This window comes from Streptomyces sp. LaBMicrA B280 (genome assembly GCF_049222185.1).
GTDB lineage: Bacteria > Actinomycetota > Actinomycetes > Streptomycetales > Streptomycetaceae > Streptomyces > Streptomyces murinus.
Genome location: NZ_JBMJCT010000011.1, coordinates 40,975 through 64,485, shown reverse-complemented (window position 1 = coordinate 64,485; position 23,511 = coordinate 40,975). Strand labels below are relative to the sequence as shown.

The 23,511-nt window shown below is 75.4% G+C and carries 19 protein-coding genes and 1 pseudogene; 11 read left to right on the top strand and 9 right to left on the bottom strand.

Going from position 1 to position 23,511, the window contains the following annotated elements; genetic code table 11:
• The first annotated feature begins 1 nt into the window (after position 1).
• From ACLF5H_RS10515 to ACLF5H_RS10500, 4 genes are read left to right on the top strand one after another with little or no spacing between them, the layout of a single operon-like run.
• Positions 2 to 1,015, top strand: a complete 1,014-nt coding sequence (locus tag ACLF5H_RS10515; RefSeq protein ID WP_421675793.1) for a 3-oxoacyl-ACP synthase III family protein — start codon at positions 2 to 4, stop codon at positions 1,013 to 1,015.
• Positions 1,002 to 3,008 (top strand): HAD-IIIC family phosphatase, encoded by a 2,007-nt coding sequence (locus ACLF5H_RS10510; RefSeq protein WP_421675792.1) that lies wholly within the window; start codon positions 1,002 to 1,004, stop codon positions 3,006 to 3,008. The genes ACLF5H_RS10515 and ACLF5H_RS10510 overlap by 14 nt, the downstream gene beginning before the upstream one ends.
• The gene (locus ACLF5H_RS10505) at positions 2,965 to 3,201 is read left to right on the top strand and encodes an acyl carrier protein (protein ID WP_421675791.1); all 237 of its coding nucleotides are present in this window, start codon (positions 2,965 to 2,967) and stop codon (positions 3,199 to 3,201) included. Before ACLF5H_RS10510 ends, ACLF5H_RS10505 begins: the two co-directional genes overlap by 44 nt.
• Complete coding sequence (locus tag ACLF5H_RS10500; RefSeq protein WP_421675790.1) at positions 3,198 to 4,061, top strand: 4'-phosphopantetheinyl transferase family protein; 864 nt, start codon at positions 3,198 to 3,200, stop codon at positions 4,059 to 4,061. Before ACLF5H_RS10505 ends, ACLF5H_RS10500 begins: the two co-directional genes overlap by 4 nt.
• Here ACLF5H_RS10500 and ACLF5H_RS10495 read toward each other — a convergent pair.
• From ACLF5H_RS10495 to ACLF5H_RS10485, 3 genes and pseudogenes are all read right to left on the bottom strand, one after another.
• On the bottom strand, positions 4,033 to 5,097 hold the full coding sequence (locus ACLF5H_RS10495; protein WP_421675789.1) for a LuxR C-terminal-related transcriptional regulator: 1,065 nt from the start codon (positions 5,095 to 5,097) through the stop codon (positions 4,033 to 4,035). The two genes, ACLF5H_RS10500 and ACLF5H_RS10495, sit on opposite strands and share 29 nt — an antisense overlap.
• A 426-nt stretch (positions 5,098 to 5,523) precedes the next feature.
• Positions 5,524 to 5,949 (bottom strand): 4'-phosphopantetheinyl transferase family protein, encoded by a 426-nt coding sequence (locus ACLF5H_RS10490; protein ID WP_421675788.1) that lies wholly within the window; start codon positions 5,947 to 5,949, stop codon positions 5,524 to 5,526.
• A gap of 115 nt (positions 5,950 to 6,064) precedes the next feature.
• A pseudogene (locus ACLF5H_RS10485) lies at positions 6,065 to 6,217 on the bottom strand (4'-phosphopantetheinyl transferase); the annotation flags it as partial.
• 352 nt (positions 6,218 to 6,569) lie between these two features.
• On the opposite strand from ACLF5H_RS10485, the gene ACLF5H_RS10480 reads away from it, so the two are divergent.
• From ACLF5H_RS10480 to ACLF5H_RS10470, 3 genes are all read left to right on the top strand, one after another.
• The gene (locus tag ACLF5H_RS10480; protein ID WP_421675787.1) at positions 6,570 to 7,613 is read left to right on the top strand and encodes an AAA family ATPase; all 1,044 of its coding nucleotides are present in this window, start codon (positions 6,570 to 6,572) and stop codon (positions 7,611 to 7,613) included.
• 38 nt (positions 7,614 to 7,651) lie between these two features.
• Positions 7,652 to 9,262, top strand: a complete 1,611-nt coding sequence (locus tag ACLF5H_RS10475) for a LuxR C-terminal-related transcriptional regulator (protein WP_421675786.1) — start codon at positions 7,652 to 7,654, stop codon at positions 9,260 to 9,262.
• Positions 9,263 to 9,468: 206 nt separating this feature from the next.
• Positions 9,469 to 10,428: a hypothetical protein gene (locus ACLF5H_RS10470; RefSeq protein ID WP_421675785.1), complete on the top strand. Its 960-nt coding sequence runs from the start codon at positions 9,469 to 9,471 to the stop codon at positions 10,426 to 10,428.
• A gap of 4 nt (positions 10,429 to 10,432) precedes the next feature.
• Here the strand turns inward: ACLF5H_RS10470 and ACLF5H_RS10465 are convergent, their stop codons facing one another.
• From ACLF5H_RS10465 to ACLF5H_RS10445, 5 genes are all read right to left on the bottom strand, one after another.
• Positions 10,433 to 12,229 (bottom strand): AMP-binding protein, encoded by a 1,797-nt coding sequence (locus ACLF5H_RS10465; RefSeq protein ID WP_421675784.1) that lies wholly within the window; start codon positions 12,227 to 12,229, stop codon positions 10,433 to 10,435.
• Positions 12,226 to 12,810 carry a helix-turn-helix transcriptional regulator gene (locus ACLF5H_RS10460; RefSeq protein WP_421675783.1) on the bottom strand — a complete coding sequence of 195 codons (585 nt, stop codon included), beginning with the start codon at positions 12,808 to 12,810 and terminating at the stop codon, positions 12,226 to 12,228. Before ACLF5H_RS10460 ends, ACLF5H_RS10465 begins: the two co-directional genes overlap by 4 nt.
• A 32-nt stretch (positions 12,811 to 12,842) precedes the next feature.
• Entirely contained in the window at positions 12,843 to 14,138 is a 1,296-nt protein-coding gene (locus tag ACLF5H_RS10455) for an ATP-binding protein (RefSeq protein WP_421675782.1), read from the bottom strand.
• 351 nt (positions 14,139 to 14,489) lie between these two features.
• The gene (locus tag ACLF5H_RS10450) at positions 14,490 to 17,099 is read right to left on the bottom strand and encodes a BTAD domain-containing putative transcriptional regulator (RefSeq protein ID WP_421675781.1); all 2,610 of its coding nucleotides are present in this window, start codon (positions 17,097 to 17,099) and stop codon (positions 14,490 to 14,492) included.
• A gap of 11 nt (positions 17,100 to 17,110) precedes the next feature.
• Positions 17,111 to 18,124, bottom strand: a complete 1,014-nt coding sequence (locus tag ACLF5H_RS10445; RefSeq protein ID WP_421675780.1) for an AfsA-related hotdog domain-containing protein — start codon at positions 18,122 to 18,124, stop codon at positions 17,111 to 17,113.
• A 309-nt stretch (positions 18,125 to 18,433) separates the two neighbouring features.
• On the opposite strand from ACLF5H_RS10445, the gene ACLF5H_RS10440 reads away from it, so the two are divergent.
• Entirely contained in the window at positions 18,434 to 19,219 is a 786-nt protein-coding gene (locus tag ACLF5H_RS10440; RefSeq protein WP_421675779.1) for an MFS transporter, read from the top strand.
• An 11-nt stretch (positions 19,220 to 19,230) separates the two neighbouring features.
• Positions 19,231 to 19,899, top strand: a complete 669-nt coding sequence (locus ACLF5H_RS10435) for an MFS transporter (RefSeq protein WP_421675778.1) — start codon at positions 19,231 to 19,233, stop codon at positions 19,897 to 19,899.
• A 41-nt stretch (positions 19,900 to 19,940) separates the two neighbouring features.
• On the opposite strand, the gene ACLF5H_RS10430 is transcribed toward ACLF5H_RS10435, so the two are convergent.
• The gene (locus tag ACLF5H_RS10430; protein WP_421675777.1) at positions 19,941 to 20,888 is read right to left on the bottom strand and encodes an AIR synthase-related protein; all 948 of its coding nucleotides are present in this window, start codon (positions 20,886 to 20,888) and stop codon (positions 19,941 to 19,943) included.
• A gap of 305 nt (positions 20,889 to 21,193) precedes the next feature.
• Between ACLF5H_RS10430 and ACLF5H_RS10425 the strand changes: the two genes are divergently transcribed.
• A complete protein-coding gene (locus tag ACLF5H_RS10425) occupies positions 21,194 to 22,756 on the top strand; it encodes an MFS transporter (protein WP_421675776.1) in 1,563 nt (520 codons plus the stop codon).
• Positions 22,757 to 23,059: 303 nt separating this feature from the next.
• A complete protein-coding gene (locus ACLF5H_RS10420; RefSeq protein WP_421675775.1) occupies positions 23,060 to 23,497 on the top strand; it encodes an ester cyclase in 438 nt (145 codons plus the stop codon).
• Positions 23,498 to 23,511: the final 14 nt, after the last annotated feature.

The following is a 23,511-nucleotide window of genomic DNA, read 5'->3' as shown; positions in this document are numbered from 1 at the left end:
CGTGTCGTCCGTGTTCATCGCCGGGACCGGGACCGCGCTGCCCGGCGAACCCGTGGACAACGAAACGCTCGGCCGTGCGCTGGGCGTGAGCGCGGAGTGGATGGACGTATTCGTCGGCACCCGCTTCCGGCACTTCGCCCGCGACCTGGACACCGGGGAGGTCCGCGGCAGCCTGGCCGGGCTGTGTGCCCGGGCGGCGGACGAGGCGCTGGACCGGGCCGGACTCGATCCCGCCGACGTCGACTTCCTCGTCCTGGCCACGGCCACCCCGGACCGGCTGCTGCCCACCACGGCCACCGAGGTCGCCGACCTGCTGGGCCTCGGCCACCTGCCCGTCTACCAGCTCCAGGCCGGCTGCTCCGGCGCGCTGCAAGCGCTGCGGCTCGGCCGTTCCCTGCTCGCCGGTGACGCGGCGGCCGGCCTGGTCATCGGCGGCGACGTCACGCACCGGCACCTGGATCTGCGCCCGGGAGCGGCCCGCCGTCCGCCCGCCGAACTGGTCAACTACGTGCTGTTCGGGGACGGCGCCGGCGCCGCCGCGCTCACCGCGGAACCGCTCGGCGACCGGCTTGCCGTGCGCGCGGTGCTGAATCGGTTCTCCGGGCAGGGCCGCGCGCCCGGCCAGATCGTCAACTGGTACGGCGCGAGCGCCACCCCGCAGGAGGGCCCCGCCGTCACCGAGGACTACAAGGCGATCGAGGAGTCCGTGCCGGACATGGCCGCCGTGGCACTGTGGGAGATGCTGGAACTGGCGGGCTGGGAGCCGGGGGACGTCGACTACCTGCTGCCGCCCCAGCTGTCGCGGAACATGACCCGGCGGATCCTCGACCGGCTCGCCCTGCCCGCGGCCCGCGAGATCAGCTGCGTCACCGACACCGGCAACACCGGGAACGCGCTGCCCTTCCACCAGCTCGACCGCGTCGCCGAGGAGGCCCGGCCCGGCGAACGGGCACTCGCCCTGGCGGTGGAGTCCAGCAAATGGATCAGTACGGGGGTGTGCCTTGAGAAGGTCTGAGCCCCTGGACGCGCCGATTCCGGCCCCCGCCCCCGCCTCCGGCGCCGTCGAGCGGCTACGGCTGCTGCGGGACGAGGGGCAGCTGGAAGAGTCGTACGACACTGTCCCCGCGCTGCTCGCCCGGCACGAGGTCGCCGATGACCCGGCGGCGCTGCGCCGGGTGGGCCGGCTGCTGTCCGGCGCCGACCCGGACCGGGTGGCGGCCCACCACCCCGGCGTGCCCGTACTGACCGTGGCCGTCACCGGCCAGTCCACGGTGGCCCCGGTGCTCGATCCCCTCGCCGCCGAACTCGCCCGGCACGGAATGGCGTTGCGGGCCGTGCTCGGCGATCACGGCGCGTTCGTAGCGGATCTGACCGCTCCCGGCGGGCGATTCGAGGGACTGCGCCCGGCGTTGACCCTGTGCCTGCTCGACGCCGAGTCCGTCTTCGAGCGGGTACCGGGCACTTGGTGCCCCGACGACGTGGCGCGCGCCTGCGGGGAGGTGCTGGAGCTGTTGCGCACGGTCGTGGCCGGGCACCGTGCCCGGCTCGGCGGGACGCTGGTGCTCAACACCCTGCCGCTGGCCGCCGCGTGGAGCCGGCGCTTGGTGGACCTGCGGTCCCGGGCCCGGCTGGGCGTGCTGTGGCGGGAGTTCAACGCGGCCCTGCTGCGGTTGCCGGAGGAGTCCGACGGCGTCGTGGTGATCGACCTCGATCCGCTGCTGGCCGAGGACGGTCCGCTGTGCGACGCCCGGCTGGCCCACCACGCCGGTGCCCGCCTGGGCGCCGGGCTGCTCGCCGCGTACGCCCGGGAAGTCGGCCATCTGGCCCGGTCCTTGTCCGGCATGACGCGGAAGTGCCTGGTGCTGGACCTCGACCACACGTTGTGGGACGGGGTGCTGGCGGAGGACGGCCCCGACGGGATCGCCGCGGCGGGCACCTCGCGCGCGGAGGCTTTCGGGGCGTTCCAGGGGCTGGCCCTCCAGCTGCGGGCCCAGGGGGTGCTGCTCGCCGTGAGCAGCCGCAACGATCCCGAGGACGTGCGGCGGGTTCTGCGGGGCCACCCGGACATGCGGGTGTCCGAGGACGACTTCGTGCACATCGCCGCCGGATGGGGACCCAAGGACGAGGCGCTGCGGGAGATCGCCGCGCGGGCCGGGATCGGTACCGACGCGCTGGTCTTCGCCGACGACTCCCCGGCCGAGTGCACCTTGATCCGCGCCGCGCTGCCCGAGGTGGCCGTCGTCCGCCTGGACGACGAACCCGCCCTGCACGCGCAGCGGTTGCTGGGTGACGGCTGGTTCACCCAGCCGGGCCTCACCGAGGAAGACCGCGAGCGCCCCGGCCGGTACCGGGCCGAGGCGCGGCGGGAGCGGCTGCGCGGCGACGCCGGGAGTGCCGAGGAGTACCTTGCCGACCTGGCGACCACCGTCGACTTCGGGCCGCCGCTGCCGTACGAGTACGCCCGGACCGCCCAACTCACGCAACGCACCAACCGGTTCAACCTGACCGGCATCCGGCTGACCGAGGCCGAGGTCGCCGCCGCGACCGGCGGTGCCCGGGGCGAACGGCTGCTGGTGGCCCGTACCGCCGACCGGTTCGGCGCGCATGGCCTGGTGGGTGCCGTACTGACCCGGCGGACCGGGTCTGTGACCGAGGTGGTGAACGTCTGGCTCAGCTGCCGGGTGCTGGCCCGCGGCATCGAGCAGGCATGCCTCGCCGCCCTGCTCGCCGAGGCGTGTGCCACCGGCTGCCGGGAGGTGCGCGCCTGCTTCACCGAGACCGCCAAGAACGTGCCGGCCCGCTCCTTCTACCCGGAACTCGGCTTCACTGAGACAGAGCCCGGCGGCCCTCGCACCCCCGGTGCCCCCGCGCACGGGGGCACGCACTACCGGCACGTTCTCTCCGCACTCCCTTCGGTGCCCCCGCACATCCGCATGACCGCGAACCTGGCTGGAAAGAATGTCAATGGATCTTGGCTGCCTCGACGATTTTCTCCGACTGCTTCATGATGAGTGCTGCATCGACCTGCGCGGACGGGACGCCGCCACCCGGCTGGCGGACGTGCCGGAGTGGGACTCGGTGCTGTTGCTCCGCCTGCTCACGGTTCTGGAGGAAGAGACCGGACGGCGGCTGTCCATACAGCCTTTCCTGACAGCGCGGACATTCGGGGACATCCACGCGTGTGTGAAGGAGCAGGCATGACGGCCCCCCAGGGATCGGCGATCGGGCCTTCGCTGACCGTTCCGGTGGAGGTGGCGGACTTCCGCGACTCGGCGTGGCAGCAGGTCCGCCGGGATCTGCTGGAGAGCGGGTCCGCGCTGCTGTGGGCGCGGCTGTCCGCGCTTGGCGAGCAGCTCCCGCAGGACGTGGCGTTGCGCGAGGTGCTGGGCCGGGACTGGTCCCGCTATCTGGAGCTGAGTCACGAGGACGTGCGCCGCCGCTACGCGGCTTCCCGGTTGCTGCTCAAATGCGCGGCCGGGGCGGTGCTGCGCAGCGACCCGGAGCAGCTGGAACTGGCCTACGGCCCCACCGGGCGGCCGTATTTACGCGGCTACGACCAGATCGACATCAGTCTCAGCCATACCGGTGACGTGCTGCTGGTCGGGCTGACCACGCGCGGGCTGATCGGCGTGGACGCCGAGCGGGTCGACCGGCAGATGTACGGCAGCGGTCTCGGCCGGCATGTCTGCACACCGTACGAACTGATCACGCTCTCCATGCTGGACGAGCGGGAGCGCAACCCCAGTCTGGTGCGGTTGTGGACCCTGAAGGAGGCGTACAGCAAGGCCATCGGGCAGGGCATGAACTTCCGCTTCACGGAGTTCGGTTTCGGCCCCGATGGCCGCCCGGTGCAGGTGCAGCGCCCGGACGGGACCGTCGGCACCGGCGACGAGTGGGGCTTTCGCAGCTTCGTCATCGACGACGCGTACTGCGTCAGCGCCGCCGTCTACGACGCCGGGTTCGGCACGACGGCCCAGACGGACGTGGCCACCATGCTGGACCAGGACTGCGTGGACGCGATCGAGGAGGCGCTCAACGACCCGCAGGCTCCGGGGGACTGAGGTGCTGTTCGGCGGGGAGGCCGTTGAGCATGCCGGACCTGGCCACGTTGAAACCGGCCTGGAACCGGCTGGTCGCCTCCAGCTCCTCGGTGATCTCGGCGATGTGCCGGCGGCAGGTGCGCACGGACATGCCGAGCCGGCGGGCGACCATTTCGTCCTTGTAGCCCTTCGACATCAGCCGCAGGATCGAGTGCTTCACGTCGTCCCCGGTGGTGGGCGCCTTGCCGGTGTCCGGTTCGAAGGGGGTGGCGCTGTCCCAGAGGTAGTCGAAGACCTGGCACAGGAAGGAGACGAGCGTGGGCTCGCGCACCACCGCGGCGCCGGGCGGCTGGTCGCCGCAGGAGGTGCGTTCGGGCAGGAAGGCGATCTCACGGTCGTATATGAAGAGCCGGTCGATGAGTTCGTCGGCGGTGCGGACCTCGGCGCCGGCCGCGGTGACGTCCCGGACGTAGGCGCGGGTGGGCAGGTCGCTGCGGGCGGTGTGCTGGTAGAGGGTACGCATCCGCACCCCGCGCTCCAGCAGTTCCTGGGCGGCCTCCCGGGCGGCGGGCAGCACCTGGGAGGGGCGCGGGCCGCCGGGCTGGATCATGAGGACCTCGCTGCGGCACAGCTGACGGCGCTCGTCGATCATCGACTGCACGAGCGCGGCGTCGGCGATGAGGTCGAACGCCTCGAGCCGGTTCCGCTCGCGGCGGCCCTCGAAGTACAGCGGGGTCAGCGAGAGCAGTTTGGCGCGGACCTCGGTGATGGCCTGCTGGAGATCGTGCACCTGGCGCTCGGCCGCGCCGACCAGGTCGGCGGCGGCCGCGTCGGGGCCCACCGGGACGAGCGCGGTCGGCTCGCCGGGCATGGGCTGCAGCAGGCGCAGATGGCGCAGGGTCTGTTCGGCGCGTTCGACCTCGGGTGCGGAAAGGCCCAGCCTGACGGCGATGGTCTCGTGTTCGAAGCGACCCAGCCGCACTGCCTGGCCGTACGCCGACGCGCTCAAGTCGTCCAGCTCGTCGAAACCCAGGGCGGAATATTCGATTCCGGCCACTAGTCCTGCTCCCCCCGGTCAGGCGAAATACCTGTCATGCAACTTTACGACACCGTGGGCAGGTTGGTCGTGAGGGGCGACAAAGGGCAGTCTTAAGTCCGTCGGAAGGAAGCGGACGCGGCAAGGAACGGGCGGGGCGATTCGAATCCCCGAACATCACCGTTTACTGTTTCGTTGCCGGGCCTTGGTTGAATGGGGGGAAAATCGTGGGGATTTCTTTTCGTGGTCGACGGGTTGCGGTGACCGCTGTTCTGATCGGTGCGTGCGCCGCGGCCGTCCTTGCCGTCGGCGGCGCCCAGGTCGCACCCGGCCACGCGGCTGTCGGCGCCGCGGTGTCGGCCGGCCCGGCCACTCAGAGCGTCTCCGCGGCGGCGAACGGTGTCAGCCCGTGTGACGACCGCTGGACCTGATCCGGCCGGCCGGGGCTCAGGCCGGGACGAGGGCGGGCGCCAGCTGCGCGATCGCGGTGGCCAGAATGCCGCCCTCCACGCCGTAGCGGCCCGTGTAGGAACGCGGCGCGCTGCCACCGGCCGCCGCCGTGAGCAGCCGGGCCCGGAAGCCCCGCTGGTCCGGGTCGAAGGTGATCAGGGCCTGATGGAAGCCCAGTTCGAGACCGGTCGTCGGGTACCAGGTCTTGAAGACGGACTCCTTGGCGCTGAACAGCAGCCGGTCCCAGGCGATCTCCGGTCGGGCGTGCCGCAGGGCGGCGATCTGCCGCCGCTCCGGGCCCAGTGAGATCTCCTCCAGGATGCCCGTGGGCAGGGACGTGTTCGGCTCGGCGTCGATGCCGAGCGAGCGCACGTCCCTGTGCCGGGCGAGGGCCGCGGCCCGGAAGCCCGCGCAGTGCGTCATGCTGCCGGCGAGCCCGGGACCCCAGCCCGGGGCGCCGCGCCGCCCCGGCACCACCGGCGCCGCGCCGCCCCGGCACCACCGGCGCCGCCGGCAGGCCCAGGCTGGCCATCGCGCGGCGGGCGCACCAGCGGACCGCCGTGAACTCCGCGCGCCGCTTGGGTGCCGCGTCGCGCACATGCGCCTCCTCCTCCGGGAAGAGGGGGATGCCGACGGGATCGGTCCGCACCTCGACCGCGGCGACGGTCGACGGCAACAGCTCGGCCAGCATGGAGTCCTCGATTCGCTCGGGGCCGGAGGGGAATTGGTTCCAGCCTTCGAGCGAGCGGGCTCCGCGGGCGAGCGGCGACGGCGCGGCGCGGGCCGACGGGAGCCGGAACGGGGGCGCGGACGGCAGCCGGCTGTCATGCCGGGTGGTCCGCGCGGTGCCCCTTGCCCCGGAGCGACGGGCAAGCCCCTCCGGTCCTGCCATGCCCTTGCCATGGGCAGCCGGAGCCGGGCTGCGCGGGCCCCGCGATTTACTGCCGTGCAGGTTCTGGTCACCGTCGGGTGAACGGAACTCTCCTAAAATGGATTACACAATTCTCGGATGACGTATTTCCGGCAGGCGGCCGAAGGTCGGTATGCCCGGACAAAGTGATTGCGTGATCGCGGGGGGATGCTGCGTGAATATCATTGAAAGGGCAGCGGAACTTGAATCGCTGGATTCCGCGCTGAACGACTGTGCGGCCGGACACGGCGGAGTCGTTCTGGTGGAAGGCCCGGTCGGCTGCGGCAAGAGCGAACTGGTCTCCGAGGCGATCGACCGGGCGACCGGGCGGGGCTGGGTGGTGCTGCGCGCCACCGGGGCGGCCGAGGAACACGCGCTCCCGCTGGGCGTACTCGGCCAGCTCGCCGCGAGCGGGCCGCCCGGTCTGCTCGCCGCGGCGGTCAGCCGGGTGCCGGGTGCCCTGCGGGAGTCCACGCAGTCGTTCGGCGCGGCCGTACGGCGGCTGGGCGCGAGCGGTCCGGTCCTGATCTGCGTGGACGACTGGCAGCACGCCGACGACGTCTCCCGTACGCAGCTGCTGCACCTGGCCCGTGGTTCGCGGCGCGCCGGGATCCTGGTGGTCCTGGCCCGCGCCCTGCCCGCCACCGTCCCGGACCCGCTGCTGGAGACCGAACTGCTGCGTCTGTCCGGGTCGTTCCGGCTGCGCGCGGCGCCGCTGAGCCCGGCCGGCGTGGACACGCTGCTGGACGAGGCCGGGATCACCGAGGGCCCGAGCCGTCGGCTGGCCCACCGGTTGACCGGCGGCAACCCGCTGCTCCTGCGGGCGGTGCTGGCGGACTTCGCGGCCGGGGGCGGGGCTCTGGAGCCGCGGTCCGACGGCGCCTACGCACAGGCTCTGGTCGCCTGTGTGGCGAGGGTCGGGGCGGCGGCCGGTGCGGTGGCGCGGGCCGCCGGAGCGCTGGACGGACATGCCTCGGCCGGGGCCGTCGCCGCGCTGCTCGACCGCCCAGATCGGAAGAGCACACGTGCCTGCGCCTCGCGGGCGATGCGCTCACCGACCCGCGCCGCCGGGCCGGCAACACCCTGCGCACCGCGGAGGCCGCGGCCCGCGTCGACCCCGAGGACGCCGAGCTGCGCCTCGCCGCCCTCCTGGCCGAGGCCAGGACCGGCCACCTGACCGCGACCGACCTGAACACACTGGCCGGGCTGCTGGCGGTGCACGGCCGTCTGGACGAGGCCCGGGAAGCACGGGACCTGGCGGCCGCGGCCGGGGCGCGTGAGGACACGGAGGTGACCGGGGACGGGGACGGGGACGGTGCGGATGCGGCGCCGGACGCCGGTACCGCCCCGGGCCGGGTGGCCATTCCGGCGCAGCTGCCGCCCCCTTGGTACGGGCGCTCCGCGCAGCCGGGTGCCGCTCGTGCCGGTAGCGGAGCCTTCGGCGGTGCGACGGCCGGGCGGGCCGGGGACCGGGGCGTCGGTGGCGCGGGGGCCGGGTTCGACACGAGTCGGGTCCTTGCGGACACCGGCTCCGCCAGGGGCCGGGCCACCGCCGCCATCGGCGGTGGCCTCGCGGAGACCGGGGGCTTCACGGACGGCTGCCGTCCGGGCCGACGCGATGCCGCGGTGTGGGCCGGGCCCTGGTGGCTGGAGGAGCGGGCCGGGGGCGCCGTCGCCGGTGCCGAGGCGCAGTTGCGTTCGGCGCTCGGCGGTTGTCCGGCCATCGAGCCGGTGCTGCACGCCCTGCGCACCCTGCTCCACCTCGGCGGCCCGGCCCGCGCGCTGCCCTGGTGCGCGGAGTTCGCCGAGCGGACGCGGGAGTGCGCCGCGCCCGGATGGTCGGCGATGGTGCGCACCGTGCACGCTGAGGCACTGTTCCGGCAGGGCGACCTGCCCGGCGCCGAGGCCGCTGCCCGTACCGCCCTGGAACTGGTGCCCCGCTCGGCCGGCAGCACGGTGGTGACCGGAACCGTCGGCATCCTCGCGCAGGTGCTGCTCGCGCGCGGCCGCGCCGATGTGGCCGCCGCCGAACTGGCCCGGCCCGTGGCGGAGTCCGGCCACGCCACCGTCCCGGGGCTGGCGTACCTGCGGGCGCGCGGCCGGTTCCACCTGGCCGCGGGACGCTGTCACGCGGCCCTCGCCGACTTCCTGGAGATCGGCCGCCGGATGCGCGGCTGGGGGCTGGACCGGCCGGTCGTCCTGCCCTGGCGCACCGACGCGGCCGAGGCGCTGCTCGGCCTCGGGGAGGCCCGGCAGGCGGACCGCTTCGTCACCCAGCAACTCGCGCTGCCCGACGCCGCGGACGCCTGGGTGCAGGGCGTCTCCCTGCGCCAGCGGGCCGCCCTTCAGGAACCCCGGCGCCGCAAGACGCTGCTCGACCGCTCCACGCAGGCGCTGCGCCGGTCCGGCGACCGGTACGAACTCGCCCGCACCTTGGTGGAGTTCGGCCGCACCCTGCAGGAGTGCGGGGAGACCGCCCGGGCCACCATGGTCAACCGCACCGCCTGGCACCTGGCCGACGAGTGCGGGGCGTACCCGCTGCGGGACACCGTGGAGTCGGCGGGCCCGGTCCCCGCCCCGCCCGCCGCGCCGGTCGCCCTGCCCGCCCGGTCGGCGTCCCGCGCGCGTCTGGCCGAACTCACCGACTCCGAACGGCGCGTCGCCGCGCTGGCCGTGCACGGGGACACCAACCGGGAGATCGCGGGGAAGCTGTTCATCACGGTCAGCACGGTCGAGCAGCATCTGACCCGCGCCTACCGCAAGCTGGGCGTCACCTCGCGTCGGCACCTTCCGGTGGAGCTCCAGCTGATGCTCAGCGAGGCATGACGCGCGGTCGTAGGGCCGAGGGCGCGGAAGGCGCGCATGGCAGGCGGATGGCAAGGGCCCGCGGGCGCCGCCGGTACCCGGCAGGAGACAGCCATCTCTCCCGGCCACCGCGCGTACGTTCCGCGCCACGTCCCGGTGCCGCGGGTCCCGCCGCGGCATCGCCGGGCACGCTGAGGAAAGGAGCGGCCGGCGAAGGGGGCAGTGACATGACGGCGCATCAGCACACGGGACGGGATGCGGACCGGATGGCGATACGGGACCGGATGCTGGAGCGCGTCCAGCGGCGGATCGGCGGCCTCCTCACGGAGGAGCACCGGCGCTGGGCCGCCGCGGGCCACCGGTCGGCCTCGCTGGTCAGCGATGTCGCCGCGGTGGTGCGCTCGGCGGACGACCGGATCCGTGCCGGGCTCTTCCTCACCGGCTACCTGGCCGCGGGCGGCGACCCCGGTGCCGCGCGCGCCGTGGACACGGCCGCGTCCCTGGAGATGCTGGACGCCGCCCTCGCCGTGCGCGCCGACACCCGCGACGGCGTCGCGCTGCGCCGGGGGCTGCCGACGCTGCACGTCAGCCATGCCGCCGAGCACGAGCGCAACGGCTGGCGCGGAGAGTCGCGCAGGTTCGGCGACACCACGTCCGTGCTCGCCGGTGACCTCGCGTTCGGCTACGCCGACCGGCTCGCCCGCGCGCTGTCCGGCGCGGCCCGCCGGGAGTGGGAGAACCTGCGTACCCAGCGGGCGCTCGGGGCGTACGAGGCGACGGTCGCCGCGGCGGCTTACCAGGACGACCCCTGGCCGGCCGGGTGCCTGGCGCTGGCCTGTTCGCCGGGGTGCGCGGCGGGCGCGTACGCCGTCCACCACCCCTTGCGCCTTGGCGCGTTGCTCGCGGACCGGCCCGAACTCGCCGACGTCTATGCGGAGTACGGAGTACGGCTGCATGCGGCGTGGCGGCTGCGCGGCTTCCTCAGCGGCGGCCCGGACTACGACGACGAGGCGGAACTCCTGCGCGACGTACTGTTCGACGCGGAGGGCCGCCGGTCCGCCGAGGCCCGCACCCGGGAACTCGCCGAGGACGCCGCCCGTGCCCTGGCCCCGGCGCGCCTCCCCTCCGACTGGCACGCCGAACTGGCGTCCTGGGCCTCGCACCTGGGCGCCACGCACTGCGCGTGAGCGGTCACGGTGTGCTGCGGGGGCGGCCGGGGCGGAGGCGTTCGAGCCAGCCGCGCAGACCGTCGCGGCGGAGCCGGCCCTGGTCGTCGCGGGGGAGGGAGCCGACCAGCTCCAGCCGGTTGGGCAGGGCCGCGTCCGGGATGCCCTGCGCGGTGAGATGAGCGCGCAGGTCCGGCAGGGCCGGCGGCACGTCCTCGGCGGCGGGTACGACGACGGCGCAGGGGCGTTCGCCCGCCTCGGCGTCGGTCCACGGGACGACCACCGCCTCCCGCACCCCGGGGTGGGCGTGCAGCGCGGCCTCCAGCCGGTCCACCGGAACCAGGAAGAACGCGCCGGTACGGCCGTGCGCCCGCGCGGTGACATGGACGCCGCCCAGGCCGTCCGGCCGGGCCAGGTCCCCGACGTCGACCCAGCCGCCGGCCCGCCCCCAGGTCGCCTCCGGCGCGCCCCCGTCCTCCCGTCGTACCCCCAGGCACACCGAGGGACCGCGCACCCGCAGCCGATCCTCCCCGTCCGTCCGCGCGGCACGGTCCGTGAGGGCGGAGACCTCCAGGCCCGGCACCGGCATGCCGTCGCTCCGCCCGGCCCGCTCAGCCGGGATGTCCCCGCGGGCGACGATGCCCAGCCCCAGTTCCGGCGCGCCCCACACCCCGCGCACCGGCGCGCCCAGCGCCTGCGGCAGCGCGGCCAGCAGCTCCGGCGGGGTGCTGGTGCGGCCACCCGAGAGCACCAGTCGCAGCCGGGGCAACGGGCGGGGCGCGCGCCGCTGTTCCGCGTCCACCTCGGCCCACTGCGCGGGTGCCGCGTAGGCGTGTCCCGCGCCGGTGTCGGCCAGCAGGTCCAGACAGCTGCCCGGCGCCCATACGTCCTGGAGGACGCCGGTGCCGCCCACCGTGAGCGGCCGGCACACCGTGAACAGGATCGACGCCAGTGAGGTCAGCGGTAGCGCCGAGTAGGAGACGCGGTGGCTCTCCTCGTCCGCCCGCGCCGTGCCGGGCGGCACCGGGGCGGCCAGCGCGCGGCAGCCGGCGTACAGGGTGTTCGCCGAGTGCAGGACCAGGGAGCAGGCGTCGCCGGGGCCCCGCACCGCGACCTGGAGGCAGACGCGGTCCGCCGGGTCGCGCGGTCCGAGCCGACGGCCGGCGGGCCGGTAGGGGCCGCGTTCGTGCGGGGTGCGCAGGAAGTGCGGGCCGAAGTCCACGGCCCCGGTCCGGGAGGCCGCCGTCGGCACGTCCGACGGAGTGGTGGCGAGCACCACCCGGTGGCGCAGCCAGGGCAGTTCGGCGGCCAGAGCGGCCAGCGGTCCGGCGTACGGCACGCCCTCCCACACATCGGGTACGACGCACACCCGCGCCTGCGACAGGGCCAGGACCTGGCCGAGACCGCGCACACCGAAACCGGGCAGCACCGGCACCGCCACCGCGCCCAGCCGGACACAGGCCAGGAACAGGGCGGCCGTCTCCCAGCGGCTCGGCAACTGGTACGCGACCGGATCACCCGGCCGCACCCCGAGCGCGGCCAGCGCCCCGGCGAACCGGTCGACATACAGGTCGAGCCGGCCGTAACTCAGCGCCGTGAGGCGCCGCCCCTCGGGCGCGAGGGCATGGTGCTGCACGAGGGCGGCACGCCGCGGGTGCCGGGCGGCGCCCCGGCGCAGATCGGTGGCGAACGTCTCCCCCGACCGCCACCAGCCCTGCACCCGATAGGCCCGGGCCACCTCGTCGGCCGGAGCCGGGAGCACCGCGTCGGCGTCCGGCCGCGGGGCCGCCGCCTGTGGCCGTGCCGCGCCGGAGGCGTTCACGTCCACTTCCCGATCGCCCAGGCGACCTGGACGCGGGAGGTGCAGTCCAGGCGGCGCATGATCTGGCGGACGTGGTTGACCACGGTCCACTCGGAGAGGCCGAGGCGAGCGGCGATCTGGCGGTTGGTCAGGCCCTCCGAGACGAGCAGGGCCACTTGCAGCTGACGGGCGGTCAGACGCTTCTCGCCCGTGCCGGTGGCCCTGCCGGGGGGCGCGGGGGGCGCGGAAAGGGCCTCGGCGATCAGACCGGTGGCGTCGAGGGCCCGGCCCTCGGCGGCGGCCAGGGCGTACGGGGACCAGCCGAGCCGGGAACGGATGCCCGTCAGTGCCTCCTCCAGCGCGGCCCGGTGCGCGGGCGGGGGCGTGGACCCGGTACGCCCGCGCAGCGTCCGGGCGGCGGTGATCAGCCGGACCACCCGGGGCTGCTGCGCGGGGGTACGCCGCAGCACCAGCAAGGCGAACTCCTCGGCGAGCCGCGGCAGGACGCTCAGGTCGACGGTGTCCCGGCACAGTTCCAGCGCCTCGCGCAGGGCCGCGTCGGCGGCCGGTTCGTCCGCGTCCGGCCTGTCGGGCGAACTCATGGCGAGGAGCGCGGCGACGTACCGCGCCTCGGTCAGGCCGCGCAGATCGCCCAGGCGGCGCAGGGCGGCGGTGGCCCGGTCGAGGAGGTCGGCGGCCCGCCGGGAGTGGCCGAGGGCGTGCTGCGCCGCGGCCAGCGCGGTGGTGCGCCCGTGGCGAGCAGGGCCGCGCCCAGGTGGGCGGTGATCCGCGCGCTCAGCCCGCGGTCGCCCAGCCGCTTGCCGTCCGCCAGCGCCGTACGGTGCCGGCGCACCGCCTCGGCGGGATCGCCGAGAGCCGCCGTCAGCTCGCCGCCCAGGTCGGTCAGCCGTGCTGCCGCCGCCTGCGGCACCCCCGCCGCCAGCCGGTCGCACCAGGCCACGCCCTCCCGCAGCAGACCCCGCGCCGGCCACATCTGCCGGCAGCCGAGGACCAGCGCCGCCGCTCGCTCCGTCGCGCCGCGCGCGTGCGAGTGCTCCAGCGCGGCCAGGACATTGGCGGTCTCCGCGCCCAGTACGGCGAGCCAGCGCGCCTGTTCGGTGCCGTCCAGCCGGGGCGCCGCCGCCGTCACCAGACGGTGGTAGCGCTCGGCGTGCTCGTCCCGGGCCGCCGTCAGCTCCCCGCGCCCCTCCAGCGCGGCCCCCCGGTACGAGCGGAACGGCTCGCGCACCGCGTACCGCGGCTCCGCCCCGGCGCGGTCGGTCAGCGCGAGGACGCCCCGGTCCAGCAGGCCGTCGACGGCCGGTTCGTCCGCCCGTTCGAGGGCATGCGTGCCGAACCCCGGCCGGTACACGCACAGCCGGTCCAGCAGGGCACGTTCCGCGGCGGGCAGCCCGCGGCAGCCGTACTCGGCGAGCGCCGTCAGCGAGCGGTGCCGTTCCGGGGCGCCGGCCGGGCCGCCGTGCAATTGGCCGGGGCGGTCGCGCAGCCGGGACAGCAGGGTGGCGGGCTCGTACCAGCGGGTGCGGGCGGCGGCCAGTTCGAGCGCGGCGGGCAGCCCGTCCAGCAGGGCGCACAGCCCGGCGACGGCCCGCCCGTTCTCCCCGGTCACCGCGAAACCCGGCCGGGCCCGCGCCGCGCACACCGTGAACAGCTCCACCGACGGTACCGCGCACAGCCGCTCCAGATCGGTGTCCTCGTCGTACTCCCCGTCCGGGGGTACCGGCAGCGGGGGCACCGGGAACAGCCGCTCGCCCAGGACGCCGAGCGGCTCCAGGGCGGTGGCGAGCACGACGACACCAGGGCCGGTGTCCAGCAGGCGCGTCACGTCCACGGGCGCCGGCCGGGCCTCGTGGTCGCAGCCGTCCAGGAGCAGCAGCACCCGGCCGCCCCCCGCCGCGCCGGCGCGCACCGAGGCGGCCACCCCCCGCCGCGCCGGCGCGCACCGAGGCGGCCACCGCCGCGCCCGGGTCCGCCGGATCGCAGTCCACGACCGCGGTGACGACCGCGCCGGGGACCGCATCCGAACCGGCTGTGCTCCCCGTACGCGCCGGTGCCACCGCCTCGGCGGCCGCCCCGGCCAGCCGGCTCTTGCCCGCACCGGGCGTGCCGGTCAGCGTGACCAGCCGTACGCCGGGATCGCGCAACCACTCATGGAGGACACGCAGTTCCTCCGTCCGCCCGATCAGGTCGGTGTCGGTCGGCCGGCGGTGCGCGCGCGCCGCGTCCGGCCGTGCTCCGTGGGTCAGCAGCATGTCCATCCTCATGGTCGGGGCGGGCCCGGGCGGCCGGGCGGGGCGAGCCGCCAGACACCGGGCCGCACCTCGAAGTTCCGGTGCGCCTCGGTGCTCCGGCGCGGCTCGTGGACGGCGCCGAGGGCGCGGTGGGCGTGCGCCTCGCGACGGCGGTCGCCCAGGGCGGCGGCGAGGGTCACGCACTCGGTGAGCGGCCCGGCCGCGGCCCGCCCGCCCACCGTCTGCAGCGCCACCAGCGCCCGCACCCGCTGCACCTCGTACCGGCCCACCTCACCGCCGGACTCGGGCGCCACGCCCAGCAGCGCGGCGGCCCGGTCCGGATCGCCGTGTTCCAGGCGCAGTTCGGCGAGGCCGGCCAGGGCGCGGGCCCGCTCGTCCGCGAGGCCGGGGCCGGCCGCGATCTCGTCCGCGAGGCCGGGGCCGGCCGCGATCTCGGCCGCCCGGCCGTAGCGCTCGGTGGCGCGCTCGTCGTCGCGCTGCTGCCAGGCCAGATCACCCAGCGAGGTCAGCAGCCGGGCCCGCGCGCGCCGGTCCCCGAGACGCTCGGCCGCGTCCAGCGCGAGCGTGTGGGCGGTGTCCCAGGTGGCCCAGTCGGCGGTGCGTTCCAGCGGCGCGGTGAGCGCCTCGGCGAGCCGCACTACGGTGGACCACCGGCCCGCCGCGTGCGCCGTGCGCAGCACCCCGGCCAGTCCGCGGGTCTGCGCGACGGTGCGCGGGGCGCCGCCCGGTGCCGCGGCCGCCGCCGCGTACGCCTCGCACATCCGGACGGTCGCCGCGCGCACCGAGTCCGTGGGTTCCAGGGTCCGCAGCCGATCGGCGGCCAGCAGCCGTGCCGGCTCCGGCAGCAGATAGGTCTCCGGATCGTGCGCGAGGAGGAACTGGCGGTCGGCGAGGGCGTCCAGGAGCAGCGTGGCCGGATGCCGCCCGAGATCCAGTACGGCCGCCGCCGCGCCGCTGCCGAACTCCCCGCGCGGCAGCAGCGCCAGCAGCCGCAGCGCCCGGCGCTGTTCGGCCGGGAGGTCGTCGTACGCCCCGAGCAGGCGCGCGCGTACGTCGGGTTCACCGGCGCCGAGTACGTCGAGACGGGTGGCCTCCTCGCGCAGCCGGGCGAGCAGGGTCACGCCGTCCCAGTGCGGGCGGGCCGTGAGGGTGAGCGCGGCGGCCCGCAGCGGCAGCGGCAGCCCCCCGCACAACTCGCCGACGCGGTCCGCGATGTCGGGCGGGACGCCGGGCAGCATCCGTCGTACGGCCAGTCGCCCCAGCGGCCCCAGCGGCACCACGCGCGCTCCGGCCGCCGCGGCCGCCGCGAGCCGTCCGGTCACCAGCGCGGTGCTGCCGGGAGCCGTGGGCAGCAGGGGCCGCACCTGGGCGAGGGAACCGGCGCCGTCCAGCACCAGCAGCAGCCGCCGGCGGGCGGTGAGGGCACGCAGCGCGGCGACCGGGTCGGGGCCGGGGTGGTCCGGGTCCGAGCCGGTCGCTCCGGTCGTGCCGGTCGTGCCGGAGCGGGCCACGCGCAGCAGCCGGGCCGCGGCCTCCGGGGCCGTACGGGGACCGGCGGTGGGGCGCAGGTCCACGAACAGCACCCCGTCCGGGAAGGCGTCGGCCACCCGGTGTGCCACGGCCAGCGCGAGGGCCGTCTTGCCGGCGCCCACGGGCCCGGTGACGGCCGTCCAGGCACCGGGCGCGGCGCCCCGCACGAGCCGCTCCACCGCCTCGCTCTCCTCGTCCCGGCCGATCAGCTCGCCATCGAGGGCGGGCGGTACGGGGGGCGGCCACTCCCGCGGGCCCGGGAGCGTTCGCACGGGCGGTTCCGGCACCGCGTCTCCCGCGCCCCCCTCCCGCAGCAGACGCTGGTGCAGGGCGCGCAGGCGGGCGCCGGGTTCGGTGCCCAGCTCCTCCGCGAGCAGGCCGCGCAGACGGGCGTACGCCTCCAGCGCCTCCGCGTGCCGCCCGGTGTGGGCGAGGGCGGTCAGCAACTGGGCGTGGAACTCCTCGCGCAACGGGTGCCGCATCGTCAACGCGCGCAGTTCCGGCAGGACGTCACGGTGATGGCCGAGGAGCAGCTCGGCCTCCAGGCGCAGCTCCGTCACCTCGAGGCGCACCTCGGTCAGGCGGGCCGCGGCGGCGCGCAGCAGCGGGCCGTGCGGCGTACCGGCCAGCAGCGGACCACGCCACAGCGCGTCCGCGCGGCGCGCCAGCTCCGCCGCACGGCGGCGCGCCAGCTCCGCCGCACGGCCGACGTCGCCCTCGGCCAGGGCCCGCCGGGCGGGCCCGCGCAGCCGCTCGAACACCGTCGCGTCCATGTCCTCGGGGTCCACGCGCAGCACATAGCCCGGCCGCTGGGTGACCAGCAGCGCGCGGCCCTCGCGGGGGCTCGCCGCGGCCAGCGCCTTGCGGATCTGCGAGACGTACACGTGCAGCGTGGTCAGCGCGGTGCGCGGCGGCCCGTCCGGCCACAGCTCGTCGATCAGCTCGTCGACGGAGACCACACCGCCGGGGCGGGTGAGCAGGGCGCCGAGCACCGTGCGCGGCTTGGGCGCGCCGAGCGGGCGCGGGCCCGCGGAGCCCGGGTCCGGATCGCCCGTGATCTCCAGCGGGCCCAGGATCCGGAACCTCATCTCCCGGCCCCTCAGAGATCCTGCACCACGACGGCGGTCGCCTCCGCGACGGCCTTGCGTCCCTGGGTCAGCGTCAGGGTCACCGGCACCCGGGCCCGGCCGGCCGGATCGGGCTCGACCTCACCCGCCACGGCGACACACCGCAAGGGTGGTCCCGCGTCCGCCGAGCCGCGGAAGTGGACCCGTGAGGCGGCCAGCGTGCAGCGCGCGGAGGCCAGTCCGTGCCGTCGGCCGGCCGAGAGCAGCGCGCTCTGCCGCAGCGCCTCCAGGACGTGCAGTCCGGCCAGTCGCCCTTCCCGGCCCGTGAACACCGGGGCGACGTGCTGTGTGCGCACCCAGGTGGACAGCCGGCCGGAGGGCAGCCGCTCGGGGTCGCTCACCAGCACGTTCCCGGCGTCGGAGCGGCCCACCTCGGCGGCGGGCACCCGGTGCGCCGCCGTCGGGGCGGCCGTGACCGCCGCACGGCCGTGTTCCTCGGGGGCGGTCCGGCCGGGCTGCGCGAAGGCGAGCTGGTTCCGGTAGAGCGCGGGCGTGAGGAAGACGAGGCTCGCGGAGCCGACCGCGCACGGTGTCCCGTCGATGCTCACCTCGGTGTGGAACTCCACCCCTCGCGGGATGCCGTTGACGACGTGCGTGGGGACGGCCCGCAGCCGCGTACTGAGCCGGGAGCCGCCGCCCGGGCGGGCGCGCCAGGGGGCGAGGTCGGTGAGGCGCAGGTCGTACCGGTAGAAGAGGCCGGTGCGCTCCGTGGGGACACCGAAATAGCGGTGGCCGACGAACTCGCCGACCTCCCGGACGGATTCGGTGACGACCTGCATGTCGTGGAAGTGCGCGGGACCGTCGTTGAACAGCGGGTGGTCCCGGGGGAGGCGGTCGGCGAGCACGAAGTGCTCTTCGCCGAGGCCGGGAGTGTCCAGGCAGTTGCCCCACGAGAGCGGGCAGTGGATGAGGTGGCGGGCGGTCCCGAACGGGGCCGTCCCGGACGGCTCGCCGGCAGGGGTGTCCGCGCCGCGTCTCACCGTCATGGATTCCGTCATGTGTCCCCCCTGGCTGCCTTTCGAACACGCTGCCGTCCAGCGTGCGAAACGGTCCGGGTGGAGGCCAGCGCGGCCCGATGGCAGCAAGTTGCATGACCGCAACTGCGGTGCGGCGGGGGCGCCCGGCGGTCCGTGGGGGGTGCCCGGCTCGCCTTTAGCGAATCTCAGGGCGGGGTCCGCAGGATGGGCGGGGCCCGTCGGCCGGTTTCGATCCCCCGTCCGGCCGACGGGCCGTCCGCGGTCGACGAAGGGGACAGACCATGACCACGTCCGCAGTGCCGGAGCGCACCACGGCCGGTGAGCGCCGCCCCGGTGCGCCGGGTGCCGCCGCCCCGGGGCGAGGCGTTCCCTGCCGGGCCGGGGCCGGGTGCCGCCGCCCCGGGGCGAGGCGTTCCCGGCCGGGCCGGGTCCGCGCGGACCGTCTCCGGCCCGGTCGTGGCCGGTTACGGCGCCGGGGCCCTGCTCTCGGGTACGTTCACCACCCTGCCGGGGCTGCTGCTCCTGCCGTACCTCACCGACACGCTCGGCGTCGGCGCGGCCCTCGCCGGTGCGGCCGTGCTCGTCCCCAAGCTGTGGGCGGCGGTGGTCAATCCGCTGGTGGGCGGGTACGCCCGTGGAGCCCGGGCGCGCCGGCGGCTGATCCGGTACGGCGGCGCGGCGATGGCGGTGGCCTGCGCGCTGATGTTCGCCTCGGTGGTGCCGGGCACGGGCGGCGCGTACTGCGCGGAGGCGGGCTTCCTGCTGACGGCCACCGCGTTCGCCTGCTTCCAGGTCCCCTACGCCGCGCTGCCCGCCGATCTCGCCACCGGCCCGGCCGATCGGTTCCGCCTGGCCGCGGGCCGGGTGGCCGGCCTGGGAGTGGCCGCGCTCGCCGTGGGCGCGGCGGGTCCCGCGCTGGTGTCGTCCGGCGGCCCGTCGTCCGGATACCGCTGGGCGGGCTGTTTCGGCGCGGCGGTGATCGCTCTCGGCACGCTGGGCGTGGCCCTGGTCATGCGCCGCACGCCCGCCGGCGCACGCCCGCCGGGCGGGCCGCCGCCCGCGCGCGCCGCGCTCCGTCGTCCGCCGCCGTTCGGACGTCCCTGACGGCCACCCCCGTGCGGCCGGCGGTCAAGGAGATCCTGGCGAACCGCCCCTTCCGCGCCCTGCTCGGTGCGGCGGCCGCGCAGTCGCTGGCCACCGGAGTGCTGCTGGCCGGGGTGCCGTACGCCACGCGGCAGGTGCTCGGTGATCCGGCGTTGACCAGTGCCCTGGTGGTGGTGTTCGTCGTACCGGACCTGCTCGCCGCGCGGCTGTGGGCCCGGTTCGGCGCCCGCGTGGGCACGCGGCGGGCCTACGCGCTGGCCGGTGCCCTGTTCGCGGCCGGCTGCCTCGGCTTCCTCGCCGCGCCCGTGGTGGCCCCCGGGTTCCTGCTCGCCGCGATGCTGCTGGCCGGTGCCGGGCACGCGGGCCAACTTGTCTTCCTGTACGGCCTGTTGCCGGGCTGTGTCGCCGAGGAGGCCGCCGCCGGCGGTGACCGCGGCGAACTGCTGTCGGGGGTGTTCGCCACCGGGGAGGCGGTCGGGCTGGCCCTCGCCCCCTTCGGCTACGGACTGGTGCTGGCCGCGTCCGGCTATGTCTCCGCCGCCGGGCACACCGTCCACCAGAGCGGCACCGCCCGCTTCGGCATCCTCCTCGGCCTGGCGCTGCTGCCGCTCCTCGCCACGGTCGCCGGCACCCTGTCCCTGCGCGGCCACCGCCCCGCGGGCGTCCCGGCGCGCCCCTGACCGGTGGCCCGCCCATCCGGTTCCGCCGCCGGCCATGGGCGTCACAGCACCCGCGCGGCCCCCGTCTCCCCGGCCCGCACCGGCCGCGTCCTGCCGTCCCCGGCGCGCAGGAGGAGGCGGTGTTCCGCTTCCCGGCGCAGCGTGCCCACCACGGCGGCCCGGCGCGCGCGGGGTTGGCCGCGCAGGGCGGTGAGCAGGGCGGGGGACACCTCGGGGGCCACCACGAGGCAGAGGGTGCCGGGGCTCGCGGCCGACCAAGGGGTGCGGTGGAGATCGTCGAGGGCGAGGCGGGTGATCCGCCGCACGGGCAGGTCCGGTTCCTCGATCCGGGCGGTGAGCCGGGCCTCCGTCGCCACCTCGGTGAGAACCGCGGCCAGTCCGCCCTCGGCCGGTTCGCGGACCGTGCGCAGTCCCGGTCCGGCGGTGGCGAGGGCCAGGGCGACCAGGTCGGAGAGCGGCGCGCAGCCGCTGTCGATGTGGTGCTCGTAGCCCAAGCCCGCGCGCAGCGACAGGAGATGGGCCTCGTGGTCGCCCAGCGGTCCGGTCACCACGATGTGGTCGCCGGGCCGGGCGGCGCCGGGGCCGGGGGGCCGGTACCGCGTGGCCGTGCCGAGGGCGGTGGCCGTCACATACACCTGGTCCGCGTCCCCGGCCCGCACCGTCCGGCCGTGCACGTCGACCACCGTGACCCGTGCCTCGGCCGCCGCCTGCCGCACCGAATCGGCCAGTTGGCGCAGCCTGTCCCGGGGCAGCCCGGCCTCGGCGGTCAGGCCCAGGGTCAGCGCGCGGGGCTCGGCGCCCCGGGCCGCGAGGGCGTTGACCGTGCCGCACACCGCGAGCCGCCCGATGTCGCCGCCGCCGAAGAACGGCGGGTCGCACACGAAGGTCCGGGTGACGGCGAGCGTCCCGTCGTCCGGCGCGCCGGGCCCCCGTGCCGCCAGCAGGTCCGCGAGGAAACGGCCGGGGTCGTCATGGAGAGCGAGCTGCACCGCGGCTGGCGCCGGCCTTTGCGCCGGTTCCGACCCTGCCGCCTGATGTGACGTCAAATCATGGGCGTTCATGGGTAGTTGTGACGACATGACGGTAGCCTTTCCCGGGCCGTGTCGGTGGCCGCGCCGCATTCACCGTAGAACGGGGTGCGGGTGTCCGCGCGTCCCAGGACAGGGGCGGGCGCCGGAGATAGGGGTCCCCTAATTCGCGCGCACACGCGTTGTTCCGGTTTCCGCTCCCTCATACCGTCATGACGACAGACCGTCGTCGAGCGGCGCTCCCGTGCCGCACGTGAGGAGTTGTGGTGGAAAACAAGGGAGCCAGTCGCGGACACCCGCGCAGGTGGGCGATTCTCGCGGTGCTGGCCGTCGCGGTGTTCGTGGTGTCGATCGACTCGACCATTCTCAACGTGGCGCTGCCCACGCTGGCCAGAGAACTGGACGCCGGCACCAGTGACCTGCAGTGGATGGTGGACGCCTACTCGCTCGTGCTCGCCGGTCTGCTGATGCTGACCGGCAGCCTCTCGGACCGGTTCGGGCGCAAGAAGCTGCTCGTCGCCGGTCTCGTGCTGTTCGGCCTCGCCTCCGTGGCGGCCGCCTTCTCCACGCACTCCTGGGAACTCATCGCCGCCCGCGCGGTGATGGGCGCCGGCGCGTCCGCGTTCATGCCGGGCACCCTCTCCATCCTGGTGCACGTCTTCTCCGAGGACGAGCGGCCCAAGGCCATCGGCATCTGGGGCGCGGTGACCGCGCTGGGCGCCGTGACCGGACCGCTGATCGGCGGTGTGCTGCTGGAACACTTCTGGTGGGGTTCGCTCTACCTCGTCAACGTCGTCGTGGTCGCCGTCGCCGTGCTCGGTACCACCGCACTGGTACCGGAGTCCACCGACCCGGCCGCCCGCCCGCTCGACGGTCTCAGCGCCGTCCTGTCCATCGTGGGCATCAGCGCCCTGGTGTACGGCGTGATCGAGCAGCCGCGCTTCGGCTGGTCCTCGTCCCGGGTGCTGGCCGGCCTCATCGGCGGTGTCGTCGTCATGGGCCTGTTCATGCTGCGGCAGAAGACCGCCCGGCATCCGATGATCGATCTGGCGATCGTGCGCAACCACCGCTTCCTCGGCTCCAGCGGCACCATGGCCGTGCTGATGTTCGCGCTCACCGGCAGCCTGTTCGTGCTCACCCAGCAGTTCCAGCTGGTGCTCGGCTACTCGCCGCTGCTGGCCGGCGCCGCGATCCTGCCGATGGCGGTGGCCCTGATGATCTGCTCGCCGCTGGCGCCCGTGCTGTCCAAGGCGATCGGGGTGCGCGGCGCCGTCGTCGTCGCGCTGCTCGTCCTGGCCGCCGGATACGGCGTGTTCGCCCTGTTCGCCAAGGACGACGGCTACCCGGCGATGGTCGTCGCGATGGCCCTGGTCGGTGTCGGCATGGGCCTGGCACAGCCGCTGGTCAACGACGTGCTGATGACGGCTGGTCCGGCCGAGCAGTCCGGGCTGCTGTCCTCCATGAACGACACCGTGCAGGAGATGGGTTCGGCGCTCGGCGTCGCCATCGTCGGCAGCGTGCTGGCCTCGCGCTACGCCGCGACCTACGCGCCGTCCGGACCCGCGCAGGCGAAGCGCTCCCTGGACCAGGCGATCGAGGCCGCCAAGTCCCTGCCCCACCCGGCCGCTTCGAGCACCGTGCACGCCGCGAAGGCCGCCTTCGCGCACGCCTTCACCGCCTCCGAGGCGGTGTGCGCCGGCGTCGCCGTGCTCGGCGCCGTACTCGCGGCGGTGCTGCTGCCGCGTGTGGTGGCGCCGGCCGAAGAGGGGGCGGAGTCCGGGGCCGCAGGCGGTTCCGGGCGGCCGCCGGCCCGGGAGGCCACCGTCTGACGAAGGCTCTGTCGCCCGCCCGCCGGGCATGTGCCACCCCCCATGGGCAGGTCGCCCACGCGTGAACACCCACGCGTGGGCGACCTGCCTTTTGCGCGCCCCCGCTCCCGGCGGTCTGGCTGGAACGTGATCCGCCGGTTGTCCCCCGCCGTGCGCGGCGGCAGGTGTACGCGCAGGTCGGAAGGGTCCCCGAGGCGCCGTATCGGGGTCGGCGGGGGCGTAGGGGACGGATAGGGGTGCTGCCGGATCGCGGGGGCCCATAGCGTCGTTCGGGCAGACAACCGTTCGAAGGGAATCCGTCCCATGAGCAAGTCCCAGCAGACCCAGGAAGAGCTGGAAGGCATTCTGCGGCGCTACGTCGACGAGGTGCTCAACGGGCACAAGGACGAGCTTCTGGAGGAGTTCATCCACCCGGAGTTCCGTCACTTCACCGATGAGTCCGCGCTCGCGCTGGAGAACGACGGCGCCGACCTGGAGGGGATCAAGGCCGGTCTCGTCGAGGTCCGCGAGAAGCTCGCCCCGCACTACGGCGCCGAGGTCGTCCGCTGGGAGGACGACATCGCGCACCTCGCCTGGAAGACCAGCGTGACCCACCAGGGCTACATCTTCGACCGCGAGCCCACCGGCAAGTCCTTCACGCTGACGTACACCGGCAAGACCCAGTTCAAGGACGGGAAGATCTACCGCGCCCAGAACTACTGGGACCCGCAGCAGGCCCTTTCCGTCATCGACGGCGACTGAGGGGCCTGGAGCGT

Bases quoted from the DNA above. Each gene is read 5' to 3' on its own strand.
- ACLF5H_RS10460 (WP_421675783.1), bottom strand. From the start codon at position 12,810: ATGAGTTCGCCCGACAGGCCGGACGCGGACGAACCGGCCGCCGACGCG.
- ACLF5H_RS10420 (WP_421675775.1), top strand. From the start codon at position 23,060: ATGAGCAAGTCCCAGCAGACCCAGGAAGAGCTGGAAGGCATTCTGCGG.
- ACLF5H_RS10470 (WP_421675785.1), top strand. From the start codon at position 9,469: ATGACGGCGCATCAGCACACGGGACGGGATGCGGACCGGATGGCGATA.
- ACLF5H_RS10500 (WP_421675790.1), top strand. From the start codon at position 3,198: ATGACGGCCCCCCAGGGATCGGCGATCGGGCCTTCGCTGACCGTTCCG.
- ACLF5H_RS10480 (WP_421675787.1), top strand. From the start codon at position 6,570: ATGCCCGGACAAAGTGATTGCGTGATCGCGGGGGGATGCTGCGTGAAT.
- ACLF5H_RS10505 (WP_421675791.1), top strand. From the start codon at position 2,965: ATGGATCTTGGCTGCCTCGACGATTTTCTCCGACTGCTTCATGATGAG.
- ACLF5H_RS10450 (WP_421675781.1), bottom strand. From the start codon at position 17,099: ATGAGGTTCCGGATCCTGGGCCCGCTGGAGATCACGGGCGATCCGGAC.
- ACLF5H_RS10445 (WP_421675780.1), bottom strand. From the start codon at position 18,124: ATGACGGTGAGACGCGGCGCGGACACCCCTGCCGGCGAGCCGTCCGGG.
- ACLF5H_RS10490 (WP_421675788.1), bottom strand. From the start codon at position 5,949: ATGACGCACTGCGCGGGCTTCCGGGCCGCGGCCCTCGCCCGGCACAGG.